The organism is Brevundimonas sp. UBA6550, from assembly GCF_002434505.1.
Taxonomy (GTDB): domain Bacteria; phylum Pseudomonadota; class Alphaproteobacteria; order Caulobacterales; family Caulobacteraceae; genus Brevundimonas.
The window spans coordinates 193,168-213,151 of record NZ_DJKE01000001.1 but is presented as its reverse complement, the minus strand read 5'-3'; the positions used below and the strand labels follow the sequence as shown (position 1 = coordinate 213,151).

16 protein-coding genes are annotated in these 19,984 nt (G+C 68.5%); 10 read left to right on the top strand and 6 right to left on the bottom strand.

Translation table 11 applies throughout. From position 1 onward, the window contains the following. The first annotated feature begins 1 nt into the window (after nt 1). From B3Z70_RS00940 to B3Z70_RS00920, 5 genes are all read left to right on the top strand, one after another. The gene (locus tag B3Z70_RS00940; protein ID WP_292044441.1) at nt 2–3,700 is read left to right on the top strand and encodes a baseplate multidomain protein megatron; all 3,699 of its coding nucleotides are present in this window, start codon (nt 2–4) and stop codon (nt 3,698–3,700) included. An 87-nt stretch (nt 3,701–3,787) separates the two neighbouring features. Then, nucleotides 3,788–4,720 (top strand): DnaJ C-terminal domain-containing protein, encoded by a 933-nt coding sequence (locus tag B3Z70_RS00935; protein ID WP_292022866.1) that lies wholly within the window; start codon nt 3,788–3,790, stop codon nt 4,718–4,720. A 23-nt stretch (nt 4,721–4,743) separates the two neighbouring features. Further along, nucleotides 4,744–5,904 carry a phosphoserine transaminase gene (locus B3Z70_RS00930; RefSeq protein WP_292022868.1) on the top strand — a complete coding sequence of 387 codons (1,161 nt, stop codon included), beginning with the start codon at nt 4,744–4,746 and terminating at the stop codon, nt 5,902–5,904. Nucleotides 5,905–5,977: 73 nt separating this feature from the next. Further along, nucleotides 5,978–7,273 carry an adenylosuccinate synthase gene (locus B3Z70_RS00925; protein ID WP_292022869.1) on the top strand — a complete coding sequence of 432 codons (1,296 nt, stop codon included), beginning with the start codon at nt 5,978–5,980 and terminating at the stop codon, nt 7,271–7,273. Nucleotides 7,274–7,346: 73 nt separating this feature from the next. Next, nucleotides 7,347–8,153 carry a response regulator gene (locus tag B3Z70_RS00920; protein ID WP_292022871.1) on the top strand — a complete coding sequence of 269 codons (807 nt, stop codon included), beginning with the start codon at nt 7,347–7,349 and terminating at the stop codon, nt 8,151–8,153. A gap of 21 nt (nt 8,154–8,174) precedes the next feature. Here B3Z70_RS00920 and rpoH read toward each other — a convergent pair whose 3' ends face one another. The 3 genes from rpoH to B3Z70_RS00905 all read right to left on the bottom strand — a co-directional run bounded on the left by rpoH (nt 8,175) and on the right by B3Z70_RS00905 (nt 10,615). Further along, a complete protein-coding gene (rpoH, locus tag B3Z70_RS00915; protein WP_292022874.1) occupies nt 8,175–9,062 on the bottom strand; it encodes an RNA polymerase sigma factor RpoH in 888 nt (295 codons plus the stop codon). Between the two features lie 219 nt (nt 9,063–9,281). Further along, complete coding sequence (locus B3Z70_RS00910) at nt 9,282–9,587, bottom strand: GNAT family N-acetyltransferase (protein ID WP_292022875.1); 306 nt, start codon at nt 9,585–9,587, stop codon at nt 9,282–9,284. A gap of 8 nt (nt 9,588–9,595) precedes the next feature. Beyond that, nucleotides 9,596–10,615 (bottom strand): RluA family pseudouridine synthase, encoded by a 1,020-nt coding sequence (locus tag B3Z70_RS00905; protein WP_292022878.1) that lies wholly within the window; start codon nt 10,613–10,615, stop codon nt 9,596–9,598. Between the two features lie 85 nt (nt 10,616–10,700). Here B3Z70_RS00905 and B3Z70_RS00900 point away from each other — a divergent pair, with 85 nt between their 5' ends. Continuing rightward, entirely contained in the window at nt 10,701–11,348 is a 648-nt protein-coding gene (locus B3Z70_RS00900; protein ID WP_292022880.1) for a DUF2799 domain-containing protein, read from the top strand. A gap of 7 nt (nt 11,349–11,355) precedes the next feature. Here the strand turns inward: B3Z70_RS00900 and fba are convergent, their stop codons facing one another. The 3 genes from fba to gap form a co-directional block, all read right to left on the bottom strand. After that, the gene (gene fba, locus B3Z70_RS00895) at nt 11,356–12,441 is read right to left on the bottom strand and encodes a class II fructose-bisphosphate aldolase (RefSeq protein WP_292022882.1); all 1,086 of its coding nucleotides are present in this window, start codon (nt 12,439–12,441) and stop codon (nt 11,356–11,358) included. Between the two features lie 146 nt (nt 12,442–12,587). Next, on the bottom strand, nt 12,588–13,796 hold the full coding sequence (locus B3Z70_RS00890; protein WP_292022884.1) for a phosphoglycerate kinase: 1,209 nt from the start codon (nt 13,794–13,796) through the stop codon (nt 12,588–12,590). Between the two features lie 164 nt (nt 13,797–13,960). Continuing rightward, the gene (gap, locus tag B3Z70_RS00885) at nt 13,961–14,968 is read right to left on the bottom strand and encodes a type I glyceraldehyde-3-phosphate dehydrogenase (RefSeq protein WP_292022886.1); all 1,008 of its coding nucleotides are present in this window, start codon (nt 14,966–14,968) and stop codon (nt 13,961–13,963) included. Nucleotides 14,969–15,224: 256 nt separating this feature from the next. Here gap and B3Z70_RS00880 point away from each other — a divergent pair, with 256 nt between their 5' ends. From B3Z70_RS00880 to ilvG, 4 genes are all read left to right on the top strand, one after another. Further along, entirely contained in the window at nt 15,225–15,377 is a 153-nt protein-coding gene (locus tag B3Z70_RS00880) for a hypothetical protein (protein WP_292022889.1), read from the top strand. 90 nt (nt 15,378–15,467) lie between these two features. Next, nucleotides 15,468–17,219, top strand: a complete 1,752-nt coding sequence (locus B3Z70_RS00875; RefSeq protein WP_292022891.1) for a dihydroxy-acid dehydratase — start codon at nt 15,468–15,470, stop codon at nt 17,217–17,219. A gap of 5 nt (nt 17,220–17,224) precedes the next feature. After that, nucleotides 17,225–18,238 carry a ketol-acid reductoisomerase gene (ilvC, locus tag B3Z70_RS00870; protein ID WP_292022892.1) on the top strand — a complete coding sequence of 338 codons (1,014 nt, stop codon included), beginning with the start codon at nt 17,225–17,227 and terminating at the stop codon, nt 18,236–18,238. 32 nt (nt 18,239–18,270) lie between these two features. Continuing rightward, a complete protein-coding gene (gene ilvG, locus B3Z70_RS00865) occupies nt 18,271–19,983 on the top strand; it encodes an acetolactate synthase 2 catalytic subunit (RefSeq protein WP_292022894.1) in 1,713 nt (570 codons plus the stop codon). The last annotated feature ends 1 nt before the right edge of the window (nt 19,984 follow it).

The following is a 19,984-nucleotide window of genomic DNA, read 5'->3' as shown; positions in this document are numbered from 1 at the left end:
CATGGCGCAAGTCGTACTGAGCGCGGTCGGGCAGCAGGTCGGGGGCGGGATCGGGCGGGTGATCGGCGCCACCATCGGGCGGGCGATCGACAATCGCGTGATCGGGTCGCTGGGACCGGCGCGTCAGATCGGGCCGCGCATCGAGACGCTGAAGGTGCAGGGGACGGCGGAAGGGTCGCCTATGGCCTGCGTCTTCGGTCGGGCGCGGGTGACCGGCCAGGTGATCTGGGCCGCGCGGTTCCTGGAAGGCAGGACCAAGGGACGGGCGGGCAAGGGCGGGCCCAAGACGGTCGACTACACCTATTCGCTGAGCTTCGCGGTGGCCCTGTGCGAGGGCCAGATCGATGGGATCGGCCGGGTCTGGGCCGACGGGCGGCCGATGGACATGACCGGCGTCGTGATGCGGGTGCATCGCGGCGGCGAGGAGCAGACGCCCGATCCCCTGATCGAGGCCGTAGAAGGAAACGCTCCGGCCTATCGCGGCGCGGCCTATGTGGTGTTCGAGGACCTGCCGCTGGGGCCGTTCGGGGACCGGGTTCCGCAGCTGAGCTTCGAGGTGTTCCGGCGACCCAGGGGCGGGGCGCCCCGGCTGGAGGACTTGCTGGAGGGCGTGTGTCTGATCCCCGGCGCGGGGGAGTTCGCCCTGGCGACCGAGGCGGTGCTGCGCCGCGAAGGGCTGACGCGGACGACGGCGGAGAACATGCACAACGGCGAGGGGCGGGCGGACCTGCTGGCGTCGCTGGATCAGCTTCAGGCGCAGCTGCCGAACCTGAAGCGGGTCAGTCTGGTGGTCGGCTGGTTCGGCAGCGACCTGAGGGCGGGGGAATGCCGGGTGCGGCCGGGGGTTGAGCGACGCGACAAGCCGACCGAGCCGCACGCCTGGTCGGTGGCGGGGCTGGGGCGCGCAGACGCCTATGTCGTCAGCCAGGTCGATGGGGCGCCGGCCTATGGCGGGACGCCTTCGGACGACAGCGTGCGCCAGGCGATCCGCGAGCTGAAGGCGCGGGGGCTGGAGGTGACGCTGTATCCGTTCGTCTTCATGGACTGCCCCGGTTATCCGTGGCGGGGGCGTGTGACGGGCCAGGACGGCGCCGGGGCGACGGCGGAGATGGCGGCGCTGTTCGGGACGGCGGCCGGCTGGGGTTTGCGGCGGATGGCGCTGCACTATGCGCGGATCGCGGCGGAGGAAGGGGCGCACGGGCTGCTGATCGGCTCGGAGATGCGGGGCGTGACCGGGACGCGGGATGCGGACGGGGGCTTTCCGGCGGTTCAGCAGTTCCGGGCGCTGGCGGCGGAATGCCGGGCGGTGGTCGGGGCGGGGGTGAAGCTGTCGTATGCGGCCGACTGGAGCGAATATTTCGGATGGCAGGCGGGCGGGGAGGTGGTGTTCCATCTGGATCCGCTGTGGGCCGATCCGAACATCGATTACGTCGCCATCGACTGGTATCCGCCTTTGACCGACTGGCGCGCGGGCGAGGGCGGAGTGGACGCGGGCGCGTGGGCGGGGGCGGCGGACCCGGCCTATCTGGCGGCCGGCGTCGCGGGCGGGGACGGGTTCGACTGGTTCTACGCCAGCGAGGCGGATCGGGCGGGGCAGGCACGGACGCGCATCGTCGATGGGGCGCATGGCGAAGACTGGGTGTTCCGGCCCAAGGACCTGAAGGGGTGGTGGTCGAACCTGCACCATGATCGGCCGGGCGGGGTCCGAAGCGCGACGCCGACGGCCTGGGTTCCGGGGATGAAGCCGGTCAGGCTGTCGGAGTTCGGCTGCGCGGCGGTGGACCGGGGCGGCAATGCGCCGAACCTGTTCCAGGACCCCAAGAGCAGCGAGAGCCATCGGCCGCCCGCCTCGACCGGCGCGCGCGACGATGGGGTGCAGCGGGCGGCGCTGGAGGCGGTGCTGGGGCATTTCGGCAAGGTGGAGAACAATCCGACATCGGCGGTCTATGGCGGGCGGATGCTGGAGGCGGCGGACGCCTGGTGCTGGGACGCCAGGCCCTATCCGGCGTTTCCGGCGCGAGGCGACGTCTGGGCCGATGCGGGGGCGTGGCGGGCCGGACACTGGCTGAACGGACGACTGGCGGGCGACGGGCGCGACCTGATCGCGGCGGTGCTGGCGCGGGGCGGACTGAAGCCGGACGAGATGTCGGTGGAGGGTGTCGAGGGGGCGGCGGCCGGCTATGTCATCGACAGGCCGATGCGGACGCGCGACGCGCTGGAGCCGCTGCTGGCCGCCTTCGACGTCGTGGCGGCGGAGCGGGACGGGCGGGTCGCGGTCAGGGGGCGGGCGGCGGTCGAGGGCGAACTGACGGCCGACGCCCTGGCCCTGCCCGAGCGGGGCGCGTCGGTCAGCGCGACGCGGACGCTGGAGGCGCGACCGTCAACGGTGCGGGTGCGCTACATCGACGAGACGGCGGACTATCAGACCGGGGCGGCGGTGGTGCGGTCCGACGACCAAGGCGCGACCGGGGGCGGGGTGGACCTGGATTTGCCGGTGGTGTGCGGGGGCGGCCTGGCAAAGGCGGCGGCGCTGGACGTGCTAACGGGGGCCGGGATGGAGGCCGTGACCGTGGCGCTGGGGCCGCTGGACGCCATGCGGCTGGAGCCGGGGGACATGGTGCGGCTGGATGGGCGCGCCGGTGACTGGCGGGTGATGCGGACGACGGCGGACGAGACGCCTTCGGCCGAGTTGGAGCCGGTGACGGAGCGGGCGCGGCAGGAGGACGACGGCGGCTGGCGCGGGGGCGAGGCGCCGACGGTGGTCGGGGCGCCGTTCCTGAAACTGCTGGACCTGCCGCCGCTGATGGGGGCGGAGGAAGACGGGCGGCCCGTGGTCGCGGCGGCGGCGGACCCCTGGCGGACGATGCGGTTGCACGCCGGTGCCAACGCCGATGTCCTGACGCCGCGCGCGGACATGGAGACGTCGGCCATGGTCGGGACCCTGGTTCAGGCCCTGGCGCCCGGCGTGCGTCATCGCTGGGATGCGGCGAATGCGGTCGTGGTTCAAATCGAAGGCGGGGAGCCGGAAAGCGCGGTCGAGGCGGCGGTGCTGGGCGGAGCAAACGCCGTGGCGGTCGAGACGGCGGCGGGGTGGGAGGTGATCCAGTATCGATCCGCCGCCCTGGTCGGGCCGGGGACATGGCGGCTGACGAACCTGCTGCGGGCGCAGCAGGGAACCGAGGTCGAGATGAGGGCCGGGGCGGCGCAAGGGGCGACGGCGGTGTTTCTGGACGGTCGGCTGGCGCGGGCCGAGATCGGGCGCGGCGAGCGGGGGCTGCCGCTGGTCTGTCGCGCGGGACCGGCGGGCGCGGCGCCGGGCGGCGCAGGGTTCCGGGAGGTCGGCTTCACCCCGGCGGGCGTCCATGCGCGGCCGTGGTCGCCGTGCGGCCTGACGGTCGAGACGACGGACGCGGGGCGGATCGTGCGCTGGACGCCGCGCGTGCGCCTGTATGGCGACGGCTGGGACGGCGAGCCGGCGGCGGTCGATCCGCTTCGGTTCCGAGGCAGGGTGCTGGACGGCGAAGGGCTGGTGAGGACGTTCGAGGTGGAGGGGAGCAGCCTGCTGTATCCGCTGGCGGCGTTCGCGGCGGACTTTCCGCAGGGACCGGGGGGCGAGGCGCGGATCGCCGTGGCGCAATGGGGCGAGGGCTTCGGCTGGGGCGTGGAGGCGTCGGTCGGGCTGGAAATCGGTCTGGTCTGACGAAATATGACGGACCCGGCCCTTTGCGGGGGCGGGGGCATGGCTTAACTGACGGCCCATCGGTTTTCAGTTGGAGCGACAACGCACGTGGCAGGCGATCCCTACAAGGAACTGGGCGTTTCGAAGGGCGCGAGCGCGGACGAGGTCAAGAAGGCGTACCGCAAGCTCGCCAAGGAACTGCACCCCGACAAGAACCCCGGCGACAAGATCACCGAGGACAAGTTCAAGCGGGTGACCGCCGCCTTCGACATCCTGGGCGACAAGGACAAGCGCGCCAAATACGACGCGGGCCAGATCGACGGCGACGGCAACGAACAGTATCGCGGCTTTGGCGGAAGCGGCGGGGGACGCGCGGGCGGCAATCCGTTCGGACAGGGGGGCAATCCCTTCGGTCAGGGCGGCGGGCCGGGCGGACGGGCCAACTTCGAGGGCGTCGATCTGGACGACCTGTTCGGCATGTTCGGCGGCGGGGGGCGTCAGCGCGGGGCGCGCGATTTCACCGCGCGCGGCCAGGACGTGAAGGCGACGCTGGACATCAGCCTGGAAGACGCCATCGCCGGGGCGACGCGCCGGATTCAGTTCTCGGACGGGCGCACGCTGGACGTGACCATCCCCAAGGGGGCGTCGGACGGCCAGACCATCCGTCTGCGCGGGCAGGGCGCGCCGGGCCGGGGCGCGGAGAACGGCGACGCCCTGATCGAGCTCAAGATCGAGGCGCACCCGATCTATCGTCGCGAAGGCGCGGACCTGACGATGGACCTGCCGATCTCGGTCCCCGACGCGGTGCTGGGCGCCAAGGTGCGCGTGCCGACGCCGGAGGGGGCGGTGCAGATGACGATCCCGGCCGGCTCGAACACGGGCAAGGTGCTGCGACTGAAGGGGCGCGGCGCGTTCGCCCAAGGGCGGCGCGGGGATCTGCTGGCCAAGCTGGTGGTCACGCTGCCGGAAGAGCCGGATCACACGCTGACGCAGTTCGCCGAGGACTGGCGCGCCAAGCGGCCCTATACGCCGGGGCGTTGAGCGCGCCGGCCGAGGAGACGATCATGATTGTGAAGCCCGATGTGAAGCCGGCGCGGCCGTGGTTCTCGGCCGGACCGACGGCCAAGCGCGCGGGCTATGCGCTGGGCGACCTGCCGTCCGACCTGCTGGGGCGCGGCATACGCGCGCCGGAGGTGGAGGAGCGGTTCGCCCATGGTCTGCGCCTGACGCGCGAGGTGCTGGAAGTCCCCGACAGCCATGTGATGCTCTATACGCCGGGGTCCGACACGGGCGCGGTCGAGGCGGCGCTGTGGGGGATGCTGGGCGCACGGCCGGTGCAGGTAGTGGCCTATGAGAATTTCGGCCTGACCTGGCTGGCGGACGTGAAGGATCATCTGGGGCTGGAGCCCGAGGCCCTGACGGCGCCGTGGGGCGAACTGCCCGACCTGTCGCGGGCGGACTGGTCCAGGGATGTGATCTTTCCCTGGAACGGTACGACGTCTGGCGTGCGCGTGCCGGACGCCGACTGGATCGCGGACGATCGCGAGGGGCTGGCCATCTGCGACGCCACCTCGGCCGCCTTCGCCATGCCGCTGCCGTACGACAAGCTGGATGTGGTGACGTTCAGCTTCCAGAAGGCGCTGGGCGGCGAGGCGGGCATCGGGGTGATGGTGCTGTCGCCGCGCGCGGTGGAGCGGCTGGATACATATCGGCCGGATCGGCCCATCCCCAAGCTGCTGCGTCTGACCGATGGTCAGGGCCGGTTCGACCGGGTGCTGGCGGACGGGGTGGCGATCAACACCTTCTCGGTTCTGACGCTGGAAGACTGGATCGACGCCCTGGGCTGGGCGCGCGACATCGGGGGTTTGAGCGAACTGATCCGGCGGACGAACGCCAACTATGCGGCGTTGGCGGCGTGGGTCGAGAAGACCGACTGGATCGACTTCCTGCCCGAACGGCCCGAGATCCGTTCGACGACGTCGGTGTGCCTGAAGTTCGTCGATCCGCGCGTGACGCGCCTGGAAGACAAGGCGCAGAAGGCTTTCGTTTCGCGCTTCAAGGCGCTGCTGGAGAATGAGGCGGCGGTGTTCGACATGGAGCCGCACCGCAATGCGCCGCCGGGCCTGAGGCTGTGGTGCGGTTGCACCGTCGAGACTGCCGATGTGATCGCGGCGACGCCTTGGCTGGAATGGGCGTTCCAGACGGCGGCGAACGAGGTCGGATAATCCGACTTCTGGGACGACACCGGACGATTCCCCCGCTATAGGCTGCGCCCGCATTCGAAGGCGGAGAAGTGCTTTGGCGAACGTGGCGGTGGTCGGCGCTCAGTGGGGCGACGAGGGCAAGGGCAAGATCGTGGACTGGCTGTCCAACCGCGCCGACATGGTGGTGCGGTTCCAGGGCGGCCATAACGCGGGCCATACGCTGGTCGTGGACGGCAAGGTCTATAAGCTGGCGCTGCTGCCTTCGGGCGTGGTGCAGGGCAAGCCGTCGATCATCGGCAATGGCGTGGTGGTGGACCCCTGGCATCTGGTCGGCGAGATCGAGAAGATTCAGGCGCAGGGGGTGGCGATCACGCCCGATATCCTGACCATTGCCGACAACGCCTGCCTGATCCTGCCCATCCACCCCGCGCTGGACGTGGCGCGCGAGGCGGCGGCGAGCGCGCCGGGGGCCAAGATCGGCACGACCGGACGCGGCATCGGCCCGGCCTATGAGGACAAGGTGGGGCGTCGCGCCATCCGCGTCTGCGACCTGGCCAACGCAGACGATCTGAAGGTCAAAATCGACCGTCTGCGCTCGCACCACGATCCGCTGCGCGCCGGCCTGGGGCTGGAGCCGATCGATCCCGAGGCGCTGCTGGCGCAGTTGCTGGAGATCGCGCCGAAGATCCTGCCCTATGTGAAGCCCGCCTGGCGCGTGCTGGATCAGGCGCAGAAGGACGGCAAGCGCGTGCTGTTCGAGGGCGCGCAGGGCGCCTTCCTGGACGTGGACCACGGCACCTATCCCTATGTCACCAGCTCGAACACCGTGGCGGGACAGGCGGCGGCAGGGTCGGGCGTCGGTCCGCGCGGCGTCGGCTATGTGCTGGGCATCGTGAAGGCCTATACGACCCGCGTGGGCGAAGGACCGTTCGCCTGCGAACTGAACGACGAGGTCGGAGAGCATCTGGCGACCGTGGGCCGCGAGGTCGGGGTGAACACCGGGCGCGCCCGCCGCTGCGGCTGGTTCGACGCCGTGCTGGTCCGCCAGTCGGTGGCGATAAACGGCATCGACGGGATCGCCCTGACCAAGCTGGATGTGCTGGACGGGCTGAAGACGCTGAAGATCTGCGTCGGCTACAAGGTCGATGGCGAGGTGCTGGACTATCTGCCCTCAAGCCTGAAGGCCCAGGGCGCCGCCGAGCCGGTGTTCGAGGAGTTGGAAGGCTGGAGCGAAAGCACGGCCGGGGTCCGCAGTTTCAAGGACATCAACGCCAACGCCATCAAATATGTGCGTCGGATCGAAGAGCTGATCGGGGCGCCGGTGGCGCTGTTGTCGACCAGCCCGGAGCGGGACGACACCATACTGATGCGCGACCCCTTCCAGGGCTGATCGGGCGCAACGGCGGATTCAACAGGCTTTAACCCAGGCGCGGTAAGCATAAGGCTCAAACCCGGAGCCGGACGTGTTCTCTACCAACGCCAGAACCCTGAGCCGCATAGAGCCCGCGATTAGGCGCGTGGTGATCGTCGATCCCAACATGTCCGCCGTTCGGTTGCTGACCGACATCATGAAGGGGATGGGCGCGCGCGAGGTCTATAGCGAGAGCGACGAGGAGCGGGCGCTGGAGCTGCTGCGCGACGTCGAGCCGGGCGTAATCTTCACCGAACGGTCGGGCGAGACGCTGAACGGCGAGACCCTGGCGCGGCGCGTTCGGCGTTCCAGCATGTCGTGCCGGATGTCGCCGATCATCATGGTGACGGGCGAGGCCACGGCCGCCGCCATCAAGGGCGCGCGCGACGCCGGCGTCCATGAGTTTCTGAGAAAACCCTTCACGACTGGCGACCTGTTCAAACGGGTCGAGAACGTCGCCCTGAAGCCGCGCCCGTGGATCGAGGCGGTCGGCTACGTCGGGCCGGATCGGCGCCGCTTCAACTCGGGCGAATACACCGGGGCCAAGAAGCGCCGCAGCGATGGCGCAGCTGGCGGAGCGGCGGAAATGCGCGATCAGGCGACGCGCATCCTGGTTTCGGCCCTGTCCCAGTTCGAGCAGGATCCGTCGCAGGCGACGCGCGCCATCCGCCAGCAGGTCGAGACCTTGAACGGTCTGGCGATCAAGGCGTCGGACGCCAAGCTGGTGATGGTGGTGGCCACGCTGCAGGCCTATCTGGCGACCGGGCAGGTGACCAAGGCCGGGCTGATGCAGCCGGTCAACGCGGTGGTGAACGCCGCCCGCGCCGCAGACGCCGAGCCGATGGCCAGGGCGTCCTGAGGCGCAGACGAACGGCTCAGATCAGGCGTCGACCAGATTACGCTCTTCGGCGGCGGCGCGCATGGCCTTCTGCAGCTTCTCGAAGGCGCGGACCTCGATCTGACGCACGCGCTCGCGCGACACGCCGTATTGACCAGCCAACTCTTCCAGCGTGACCGGATCGTCCTTGAGGCGACGTTCGGTCAGAATGTGCTTCTCGCGGTCGGTCAGTTCTTCCATGGCCTCCTGGAGCAGGCTCATGCGGATGCCCTTTTCCTCGTCGTCGGCGAGTTGGGTTTCCTGAGAAACGGCCGTGTCGTCGGCCAGCCAGTCCTGCCATTCGCTTTCGCCATCGGCGCGCAACGGCGCGTTCAACGAGGCGTCGCCGCCGAGACGGCGGTTCATATTGGTGACTTCCTCTTCCGATACGCCCAGCTTGGTGGCGATGGCGGACAGGTGTTCGGGGTGCAGGTCGCCTTCCTCGAAGGCCGAGATCTGGCTCTTGGCCTTGCGCAGGTTGAAGAACAGCTTCTTCTGCGCGGCGGTGGTGCCCATCTTCACCAGCGACCAGCTGCGCAGGATGTATTCCTGGATCGAGGCGCGGATCCACCACATGGCGTAGGTGGCCAGGCGGAAGCCCTTGTCCGGGTCGAACTTCTTGACGGCCTGCATCAGGCCGACGTTGCCCTCGGAGATCACTTCGCCGATCGGCAGTCCGTAGCCGCGATAGCCCATGGCGATCTTGGCCACAAGACGAAGGTGAGAGGTGACGAGACGGTGGGCGGCCTCGGGATCCTGGTGCTCGGACCAACGTTTGGCGAGCATGAACTCCTCGTCCTTGGTCAGCATCGGAAACTTGCGGATTTCCGTCAGATAACGCGACAGGCCTTGTTCAGGCGACATCACCGCGAGCGTACTATTGGCAGCCATATACAGGTCCCTCCGACCGTCTTGAACGAGCGGGCTCTTCGCTGTCGATCACGCGCGTGCATCGACGTCTCACCCCTCAACCGGTCAAATGGCGATGGGTTGCCGCCTTTTGTAGAGGCGGAAGGTCACACGAAGGCGTGACCGTGACCCGTGCGCCACTCGCGCCGACCGAGGTCGCATGTGGGAACGGGTCCGTTGCTATTCAAGACCCGCTTGCGTTCATAGGCCGAGAATGCCCCGATAGGTCGGATGGACGACATCGGCCTGATCCGGGTGCTTCTGAAGATAGGCCGAAAAGAAGGGACAGACCGGCAGGATCAACAGGTCGCGGGCCCGGGCGTCGGCCAGCACGTGCCGGGCAAGGCGGCTGGCGATGCCCCGGCCTTCCAGACGCTCGGGCACCAGGGTCTCGGTGATCATCAGATTGGGCGGCGAGAGATTGTAGGTGACGACGGCCAAATCGCCCTCCACGGGCAGTTCGTAGCGTTTCAGTTCGGCATTGTCGCGGATGTCGGGGTCAAGCATGGCGGTCCTCAGAGTTCGCGAAGCAGGGCTTCCAGCGCCAGCATATCAGCGGGCGGGGCGGTTTCGAAACGCAGCCGTTCGCCGGTGACGGGGTGGACGAAGCCGAGCACGGCGGCGTGCAGGGCCTGACGGGCCAGTCCGGCTTCGGCGATGGCGGCGCGGACAGGGGCGGCGGGACTGCCCGACCCATAGACGGCGTCGCCGAGAATGGGCGACCCTTTGGACGATAGATGCACGCGGATCTGGTGTGTCCGGCCCGTGTGCAGGGTGCAGGCGACGCGGGCGGCCAAAGGCGCGCCGCCGGCCTTGGCGGGTTCGCCGAAGGTCGTCTGGACGACATAGTCGGTGATGGCCTCGCGGCCGCCGGCCTTTAGAACCGCCATCTTCTTGCGATCCCCGGTGGATCGGCCGATGCGGGTGTGGATACGGCCGGTCGTGGGCGAGGGGGCGCCGCGCGTCAGGGCGATGTAGGTGCGTTCGATGTCGTGGGTCGCGAACAGGGCGGACAGGCCCGCATGGGCGCGGTCGGTTTTGGCGGCGACCATGACGCCGGAGGTGTCCTTGTCCAGCCGGTGGACGATTCCGGGACGGGCCACGCCGCCGATGCCCGACAGGCTGTCGCCGCAATGCGCCAGAAGAGCGTTGACCAGGGTGCCGTCGGGCGTGCCGGGCGCCGGGTGGGCGGCCATGCCCGCGGGCTTGTCGATGACGATCAGGTCCGCGTCCTCGTAGAGGACGGTCAGGGGAATGGCCTGCGGTTGGGGCGTGGCGGGCGCGACGGGCGGCAGGGCGACGCTATAGAGGCCGGGCTGGGCCTTGGTCGATCCGCCGGTCAGGACCGCGCCGTCGCGGGTGACGGCGCCCTCGGACAGCAGGGCCTGGAGCCGGGCGCGCGACAGGGTGGGAAAGGCATCGGCCAGCGCCTTGTCCAGGCGGAGGCCGGCGGCGTCGATGCGCGCCTGCAGCACCTCGGCGGGTGCGCCCGGGGCGGACAGGTCGTCGTCGTCGGTCAGGTCAGGATCGGACACGGTTCTCCCTAGCATGAAGGGCCGCTTGCGCGAGGGGCGAGCGTCGTTCGATAGTGACGCCTGGGGGCGTTGAGGGAACTATCCAATGAGGCGATGGATCATCGCGGCCGGAGTCGTCGGCGGACTGACGGTCGGGGGCGGATGGCTGGCGGGCTGCTCCACCATGAGCAAGGATCAGTGTCTGGCCGGCGCCTGGGGCGAGAAGGGCTATGCCGACGGCGCGGCTGGCTATCCGATGACGCGGCTGGACGACCACGCCAGGGCCTGCGCCAAATATCAGGTCGCGCCGAACTCCGCCGCCTATGATTCGGCGCGCCAGGATGGCTTGCGGTCCTATTGCACCTTCGAGCGGGGTTGGGAGGAAGGTCGGTCGGGCAATACCTATTACGGCGTCTGTCGGCCGCAGGAGGAGCAGGCCTTCCTGCCCGCCTATCACGACGGCTTGCGACTGCATGAGGTCGAGGCGGCGTTCGAGACGGCGGAAAGCGCGCTGAACAGCGCCGAGGCCCGGATCGAGAATCGCCAGGACAAGCTGGAAGCCAAGGAGCGCGAACTGGACGGCGAGGGCCTGACGGACCAGGAGCGGGAGCGCATTCGCAATCGCATCCAGGAGGTCCGGGGTGAAATCCGAGAGGCGCGTCGCGACGCCAGGGATTCGCGCGACGCCCTGGATCGCGCCGAATGGGACGTTCGCCGGGTGCGGCGCGAACTGAGCGGCCGCTACCCGGTCTAGACGTGCTTTAGGCCGCCTTGACGGCGGCGCCGCGGAAGGACGGATCCAGGTCGCCGGAAGCATAACGCTTGGCCATCTGGGCGGTGGAGAGCGGTTGGATTTTGGACGCCTGGCCCTCGCAGCCGAACTGCTGGTAGCGCTCCATGCAGAGTTTCTTCATCGCCTCCTTGGCGGGCTTCAGATAGTAGCGCGGGTCGAACTCGCCCGGCTTCTCCATCAGCGCCTTGCGGATGGCGCCGGTGATGGCCATGCGGTTGTCGGTGTCGATATTGACCTTGCGCACGCCGTGCTTGATGCCGCGCTGGATTTCCTCGACCGGCACGCCCCAGGTCTGAGGCATTTCGCCGCCGTACTGGTTGATGATGTCCTGCAGGTCCTGCGGCACCGAAGAACTGCCGTGCATCACCAAATGGGTGTTGGGCAGGCGGCGGTGGATTTCTTCGATCACATTCATGGCGAGGACGTCGCCGTCCGGCTGGCGCGTGAACTTGTAGGCGCCGTGGCTGGTGCCCATGGCGATGGCCAAGGCGTCGACCTTGGTGGCGGCGACGAAGTCCACGGCCTGATCCGGGTCGGTCAGCAGTTGCGAGTGATCCAGCTTGCCTTCGAAGCCGTGGCCGTCCTCGGCCTCGCCCATGCCGGTTTCCAGCGAACCCAGAACGCCCAGCTCGCCCTCGACCGAGACGCCGCAGGCGTGGGCCATTTCGGTGACGCGACGGGTGACGTCGACATTGTATTCGTAGGAGGCGGGGGTCTTGGCGTCCTCTTCCAGCGAACCGTCCATCATGACGCTGGTGAAGCCGTACTGGATGGCGGTGGCGCAGGTCGCCGGGCCGTTGCCGTGGTCCTGGTGCATACAGACCGGGATATGAGGATAGAGTTCGGCCAGGGCGTCGATCAGTTTGGCCAGGACGATGTCGTTGGCATAGTTACGGGCGCCGCGCGAAGCCTGGATGATGACCGGGGCGTTGACCTCGTGGGCCGCCTCCATGATCGCCAGACCCTGTTCCATATTGTTGATGTTGTAGGCCGGCAGGCCGTAGTCGTTCTCCGCCGCGTGGTCGAGCAGCTGTCGCAGCGTGATGCGCGCCATGATGATAGTCTCCTGAGCCGAATAGTCTTTTTTGATTGGGCGAAAGACTAGCCGCGCGGCGCGCCGAAGTCACGCCACGTTACAGCCGCCGGGCGGGCATTTCCGGCGGAAGCGCGCAGGCGTGATCCGCCTGCATCGCTAACCCATCAGGCGCGCAGGGCCTCGACGCCGGGCAGGGGCTTGCCCTCCATCCATTCCAGGAAGGCGCCGCCGGCCGTGGAGACGAAGGTCAGGTCCGCCGCGACGCCGGCATGGCCGACGGCCGCAACCGTGTCGCCGCCGCCCGCCACCGCGATCAGGGCGCCGGCCTTGGTGCGTTCGGCGACGTGCTGGGCGGCGGCGACGGTGGCGGCGTCGAAGGGCGGAACCTCGAACACGCCCAGCGGGCCGTTCCAGATCAGAGTTTTCGAGGCGTCGACGGCGGCGTTCAGGCGGGCGACAGTCTCGGGGCCGGCGTCCAGAATCTTGTCGTCGGCGGACAGGGCTGCGCCGGTCTTGACCGTGCGGGCGTCGGCGCCGGGCTTGACCTCGGTCGCCACGACGACATCGACGGGCAGCAGGATGTCGCAGCCCTTGGCCTCGGCTTCCGCCAGGATTTCGCGCGCGGTGTCGGCCATGTCCTTCTCGGCCAGCGAGCCGCCGATATCGACGCCTTGCGCATAGAGGAAGGTGTTGGCCATGCCGCCGCCGATGGCCAGCGCATCCAGCTTGCCGACCAGATTCTTCAGTAGATCCAGTTTGGTCGAGACCTTGGAGCCGCCGACGATGCCGATGACCGGCTTCTGCGGATTGCCGAGCGCGGCGTCCAGCGCATCCAGTTCGCGGCGCATCGATTCGCCGGCGTAGGCGGGAATGCGATGCGCGATCCCTTCGGTCGAGGCGTGTGCGCGGTGTGCGGCCGAGAAGGCGTCGTTGACATAGAGATCGCCCAGGTCGGCCAGCTTCTGGGCGAAGACCGGATCATTGGCCTCTTCCGCCGCATGGAAGCGCACGTTTTCCAGCAGGACGACGCCGCCGGCGTCCAGGTCGCGAATGGCCTCCACGGCGGGGCCGCCGATGCAGTCGTCGGCGAAGCGGACCGGCGCGCCGAGCAGTTCCTCCAGCGGTTGGACGACCGGCTTCAGGCTCATCGACGGAACGCGCTGGCCCTTGGGGCGGTCGAAGTGGGCCAATAGCGCGACCTTGGCGCCCGCGTCGCGCAGGCGCTGGATCGTCGGCAGGGCGACCCGCAGCCGGGTGTCGTCGGTGACATTGCCGCCCTCCATCGGGACGTTGAAGTCCACGCGGACCAGAGCCGTCTTGCCGGCGAGGGAGCCCAGGTCGTTGGGGGCGTCGTCGAGGGTGCGGAAGGTCATGTTGGTTTCCCTGTCTCCTCCCCGTCGCGAAGCGATGGGGAGGTGGCGCGGCGCGCCTGCGCCGTGACGGAGGGGCTCTGGCCCCGAGTTCGGTGCGGTGGAAAGAGCCCCTCCACCACTTCGTGGTCCCCCTCCCCACGCTGTGGGGAGGAGACGTTTTCGGCTTACAGGAACTTCGCCATCTGCAGCGCCGTGTCGCTCATGCGCGTCGCGAAGCCCCATTCGTTGTCGTACCAGCTCAGCACGCGGGCCAGTTTGCCGTCGACGACCTGGGTCTGGGGCAGGGCGGCGGTGGAGGAGGCGGCGATGTGGTTCAGGTCGTGCGACACAAGCGGATCGGTCGTGGTGAACAGGACGCCGTTCATCGGGCCGTCGGCGGCGGCCTGAAGCGCCGCGTTGATCTCCTCGACCGTGACCTCGCGACCGGCGACGACCTTGAGGTCCACGACCGAGACGTTCGGGGTGGGGACGCGGATCGAAGAGCCGTCCAGCTTGCCCTTCAGTTCCGGCAGGACAAGGCCCAGGGCCTTGGCGGCGCCGGTCGAGGTCGGGATCATCGACAGGGCGGCGGCGCGGGCGCGGTACAGGTCCTTGTGCATCGTATCCAGCGTCGGCTGATCGCCGGTGTAGGAGTGGATGGTGGTCATATAGCCGCGCTCGATGCCGAACAGGTCGTTCAGCACCTTGGCGACCGGGGCCAGGGCGTTGGTGGTGCACGAGCCGTTCGACACGACGATGTCGTCGGCGGTCAGGGTCTCGTGATTGACCTTGAAGACGATGGTCTTGTCGGCGCCGTCGGCTGGAGCCGAGACCAGGACGCGCTTGGCGCCGGCCTTCAGGTGGGCGCTGGCCTTGTCCTTGGAGGTGAAGATGCCGGTGCATTCGAAGGCGATGTCCACCTTCAACTCGGCGTGCGGCAGATTGGCCGGATCACGATCGGCCGTCACCTTGATCTTGCCCGTGCCGACGTCGATCCAGTCCTCGCCCGACGTCACCGTGCCGGGGAAGCGGCCGTGAACCGAATCGTAGCGGAACAGGTGGGCGTTGGTCTCGACCGGCCCCAGATCGTTGATCGCCACCACTTCGATGTCCTTGCGGCCATGCTCGACAATCGAGCGAAGGACGAGACGGCCGATGCGGCCGAAGCCGTTAATGGCGACGCGGACGGTCATGATGGAAGGCTCCTCTGAACGGATAGGTGTGACGCTTATATAGGTGGGCGTCTCAATGGAGCGGTCGGGCGCGGCTTGCAACCCTGAGCCTGTAACATGATGTGATGAACGGTTACGCTTCGAGGCGGCCGGTCCATGTCGGAGGCAAGAAACACCCCGCGAGGGGCGTTGCGGCGCCTATTGAGCAAAATTTTTGCGACAGGGCTTGTGCGGGTTCGGGCGGTATGGTTTCTTGGCGTCAGACAGGGAGCCGCCCGTGGCCACGATGATGCGCGACATGATGAAGGGAAGCACCGCCGCGGCGGTCGCGGCCGTTCGCGCGCCCGTCGGCCTGGAAAGCCCCGTATTCCTGATTACCCTCGTACTTCTCGGCCTGCTTACGCAAGCGGCGTGGATGCACGCGACCTGACCTAAACGCACTCAGGATCGCCTCGCACCACCCCGCCTCCGAAAGGAAGCGGGGTTTTTAGTGCGCGGCGGTTCGAAACGAACCGGACCGATGACGCAAGATTCTACCTCTCAGCCCAGAAAGCCCAACGCGCGCAGCGCGGCGGTGACGGCCGGCCCGAACCGGGCCGCCGCCCGCTCGTATCTGCGGGCCGCCGGCATGCAGGACGCCGACTTCGACAAGCCGATGATCGGCATCGTCAACACCTGGTCGACGGTCACGCCGTGCAACATGCACTTGGACCGCCTGGCCAAGGACGTGCGTGCGGGCATCGTGGCGGCTGGCGGCTATCCGGTCGACTTCAACACCATCGTGGTCACCGACGGCATCTCGATGGGCACGGCGGGGATGAAAGCCTCGCTGATCAGCCGCGAGGTCGTCGCCGACTCGATCGAACTGGCCATCGAGGGCCACCAGCTGGACGGCGTGGTCTGCATCGTCGGCTGCGACAAGACGATCCCGGCGGCGGCCATGGCCCTGGCGCGGATGGATATCCCCGGCCTGGTCTATTACGGCGGCACCATCATGCCGGGCGTCTTGCCCGCTCCTGGGGGGACCAAGGAGGTCTCGGTCCAGGAGGTGTTCGAGGCCATCGGCGCCCATTCGGCCGGCGCGCTGGACGATGCGGGTCTGAAGGCGGTCGAGAGCGCCGTCTGCCCCGGCGCCGGCGCCTGCGGTGGGCAGTTCACGGCCAACACCATGGCCATGGCCCTGTCGGTCATGGGCATCAGCCCCATGGGCGCCAATGACGTGCCCGCCGTCGATCCGAACAAGGGGGCCGAGGGTGAGCGCTGCGGCCGCATCATCGTCGAGCGCGTCTTCGCCGGGGACACGGCCCGCAAATACATCACCCGCGCCAGCCTGAAGAACGCCGCCGTCGCCGTCTCGGCCTCGGGTGGATCGACCAATGCGGTCATGCACCTGACGGCCATCGCGGCGGAAGCCGGCGTCGATTTCGGCGTCGAGGACTGCCACCAGGCCTGCGTCGAGGCGCCGGTCATCTGCGACCTGAAGCCGGGCGGCCGTTTCCTGGCCTCGCACCTGTTTGCCGCCGGCGGCACCCGCTTGGTCGCGCAGCGGATGGCCGAGGCCGGCAAGATCGTAAACACCCCCACCGTCACCGGCCGCAGCCTGTTCGCCGAGGCGGCCGAGGCCGAGGAGACGCCGGGCCAGGTGGTGGTCACATCTTTCGACGCGCCGGTGATGGAACGCGGCAGCTTCGCGGTCATCTACGGCGATGTCGCTCCCGAAGGCGCGGTCATCAAGCTGACGGGCCACAAGGTCGACACGTTCGAAGGTCCGGCCTGCGTCTTCGACTCCGAGGAAGACGCCTTCCACGCGGTTCAGGACGGAACGGTGGGCGAAGGCGACGTCATCATCATCCGCTACGAAGGGCCCAAGGGCGGTCCCGGAATGCGCGAGATGCTGCAGGTCACCGCCGCCCTGAAGGGCCGCAAGATCGACAATGTCGCCCTGCTGACCGACGGCCGCTTCTCGGGCGCCAGCTATGGCTTCGTCGCCGGCCACGTCTCGCCGGAAGCCGCCGTCGGCGGCCCGATCGCCCTCATCCGCGATGGTGACCGCATCACCATCGACGTCACCAACCGCCGGATCGACGTCAATGTCGACCTGGCGACGCGCCGGGCGGGCTTTACGCCCCACGTAGTCCGCCCGGCGCGAGGCGTCTTCGCCAAATACCGCGCCTCGGTCGCCTCGGCCGCCCAGGGCGCCGTCACCATTCCCAACCCGCCGCCGGCTCAAGTTCCGGCATCCCACAAGACCAACGCTGCTCAGGACGCCTGATCCCCATGGCCATCACCATCTACACCAATGAAGACATCAAGCCGGGCGCCATCGCCGGTCAGCGCATCGCCATCATCGGCTACGGCTCGCAGGGCCGGGCTCACGCCCAGAACCTGCGCGACAGCGGCCATGACGTGGTCGCCGGCGTCCGTCACGGCGGCACGGGCTGGAAACACGCCACCGAGGACGGCATCGCGACCGCCGAGCCGGCCGAGGCCGTCAAGGGCGCCGACATCATCTCCATCCTGACGCCGGACATGGTTCAGGGCGAGGTCTATCGCGACATCGTCGAACCGAACGCCAAGCAAGGCTCGGCCCTGCTGTTCGCCCACGGCTTCTCGATCATCTACGAGCGCGTCAAACCGCGCGAGGACATGGATGTCATCCTGGTGGCGCCCAAGGGGCCGGGCGATCTGGTCCGCCGCGAGTTCCAGCGCGGGCGCGGCGTGCCTTCGCTGTTCGCCATCGAGAACGACGCGACGGGCAAGGCCCGCGACCGGGCCATGGGTTACGCCAAGGGCAACGGCGGCGCGACCGGCGGCCTGCTGGAGACCACCTTCCGCGAAGAGACCGAGACCGACCTGTTCGGCGAACAGGCGGTGCTGTGCGGCGGCGCCAAGGAACTGGTCATCCAGGGCTTCAACACCCTGGTCGAGGCCGGCTACCAGCCCGAGATCGCCTATTTCGAATGCTTGCACGAACTGAAGCTGATCGTGGACCTGTTCTACGAAGGCGGCATCTCCAAGATGCACCACTTCATCTCGGAAACGGCCAAATACGGCGCCGTCGCCAGCGGCCCGCGCGTGGTCAACGAAGAGACCAAGGCCCGCATGAAGACCATTCTGGACGAGATCCAGAGCGGAACCTTCGCCAGGAACTGGATCGCCGAGAACGAGGCCGGCAAGCCGCAGTACGAAGCCTGGCTGAAGGCGGACCGCGAAAGCCAGATCGAGCAGGTCGGCGCGCGTCTGCGCGAGCGCATGGCCTGGCTGAACACGCCCAAGGCCGAAGCGGCCTGAGCGCCGCCTGAACGACCGACAGCATAGATCGCATGACCGTGATGACCGCCGCCGCCTTCAAACCTCAAGCCGAGGCCGCTCCCCAATCGGGGGCCCGCCTGCTGGTCTCCACCCTGGAGCGGCTGGGGGTGGAGGTGGTGTTCGGCTATCCGGGCGGCGCCATCATGCCGGTCTATGACGCGCTGGCCGGCTCCAAGCTGAAGCACATCCTGGTCCGTCACGAGCAGGGCGCGGCCTTCGCCGCCGACGCCTATGCGCGCAAGAGCGGCCGGGTCGGGGTGTGCATGGCCACTTCCGGCCCCGGCGCCACCAATCTGGTCACCGGCATCGCAAACGCGATGATGGATTCGGTGCCGATGGTCTGCATCACCGGCAACGTCGCCCAAGGGCTGATGGGCACCGACGCCTTCCAGGAGATCGACATCCTGGGCGTCACCCTGCCGATCGTGAAACACTCGATCCTGGTCCGCGACGCCGCCCAGGTTCCGGCCGCGATCGAGGAGGCGTTCCACATCGCCGCCTCGGGCCGTCCTGGCCCGGTTCTGGTCGACCTGCCCAAGGACGTGCAGTTCGCCACGACCGGCGAGGACTATGGCTTTTCCATTCCGAACACGACGGCGCCGGTCGATCACGAGGCCATCGCCGCGGCCGAGGCGGCGATCCGCGCGGCCCGCCAGCCCCTGATCTACATCGGCGGCGGGGTGAAGATCGGTGGAGCGACCGAGGCGGTGCGCGCCTTCGCCCAGGCGACCGACATCCCTCAGGTCTCGACCCTGAACGCCCTGGGCACGATCCCGACGGATGCGCCCGGAATGCTGGGCATGTTGGGCATGCACGGCACACGCGCCGCCAACCATGCGGTTCAGGACAGCGATCTGCTGATCGTCGTCGGCGCCCGTTTCGACGACCGCGCGACGGGCAAGCTGGCCGAGTTCGCGCCCAACGCCCGCATCGTTCATTTCGACATCGACGCCTCCGAAGTCGGCAAGCTGCGCAGCGCCAATGTCGCCGTCGTCGGCGAACTGCGCGAAGGCGTCGAGGCCCTGACCCAGCGGATGCAGGCCGGCGCGGCGCTGGACATCCAGACCTGGGCCGACGATTGCGCGCGCGCCGCCGAGGCGGGCGCTCACCCTTATGACGCGCCGGGCGAGGGGGTCTATGCCCCGGCCCTGCTGAAGGAAATCTCGGAAGCGGCGGGCGATGATTTCGTCGCCGCCTGCGATGTGGGCCAGCACCAGATGTGGGCGGCCATGCATTGCCGCTTCGCCCGGCCCGAAGCGCACATCACCTCGGGCGGCCTGGGGGCCATGGGTTTTGGTCTGCCCGCCGGCATCGGCGCCAAGCTGGCCGACCCGTCCGCGACGGTTGTCACCATCGCCGGCGACGGCGGCTTCATGATGAACATCCAGGAGCTGGCGACGCTGAAGCGTTACGGCATCCCGCTGAAGATCGTGCTGATCGACAACTCCAGCCTGGGCCTGGTGCGCCAGTGGCAGGAGCTGTTCTTCGCCGAGAACTATTCCGAGATCGACCTGTCCGACAATCCGGACTTCGTGAAGGTCGCCGAAGCCTTCGGCGTCGAGGCCTTCCGTATCGATCGCCGCGATCAGGTGTCGAACGGCATCCAGCGCCTGCTGGCCGCCGACGGCCCCTGCCTGGCCCATGTGGTCATCGACCCCCGAGACAATGTCTGGCCGCTGGTTCCGCCGGGCAAGAACAACGCTGAAATGATGGAGGGCTCCTGAG

Excerpts from the sequence above, each read along its gene's own strand:
- B3Z70_RS00900 (WP_292022880.1), top strand. The coding sequence starts at position 10,701 with ATGAGGCGATGGATCATCGCGGCCGGAGTCGTCGGCGGACTGACGGTC.
- B3Z70_RS00875 (WP_292022891.1), top strand. The coding sequence starts at position 15,468 with ATGACGCAAGATTCTACCTCTCAGCCCAGAAAGCCCAACGCGCGCAGC.
- ilvC (WP_292022892.1), top strand. The coding sequence starts at position 17,225 with ATGGCCATCACCATCTACACCAATGAAGACATCAAGCCGGGCGCCATC.
- rpoH (WP_292022874.1), bottom strand. The coding sequence starts at position 9,062 with ATGGCTGCCAATAGTACGCTCGCGGTGATGTCGCCTGAACAAGGCCTG.
- B3Z70_RS00940 (WP_292044441.1), top strand. The coding sequence starts at position 2 with ATGGCGCAAGTCGTACTGAGCGCGGTCGGGCAGCAGGTCGGGGGCGGG.
- ilvG (WP_292022894.1), top strand. The coding sequence starts at position 18,271 with ATGACCGTGATGACCGCCGCCGCCTTCAAACCTCAAGCCGAGGCCGCT.
- B3Z70_RS00930 (WP_292022868.1), top strand. The coding sequence starts at position 4,744 with ATGATTGTGAAGCCCGATGTGAAGCCGGCGCGGCCGTGGTTCTCGGCC.
- B3Z70_RS00910 (WP_292022875.1), bottom strand. The coding sequence starts at position 9,587 with ATGCTTGACCCCGACATCCGCGACAATGCCGAACTGAAACGCTACGAA.
- gap (WP_292022886.1), bottom strand. The coding sequence starts at position 14,968 with ATGACCGTCCGCGTCGCCATTAACGGCTTCGGCCGCATCGGCCGTCTC.
- fba (WP_292022882.1), bottom strand. The coding sequence starts at position 12,441 with ATGGCGCGCATCACGCTGCGACAGCTGCTCGACCACGCGGCGGAGAAC.
- B3Z70_RS00890 (WP_292022884.1), bottom strand. The coding sequence starts at position 13,796 with ATGACCTTCCGCACCCTCGACGACGCCCCCAACGACCTGGGCTCCCTC.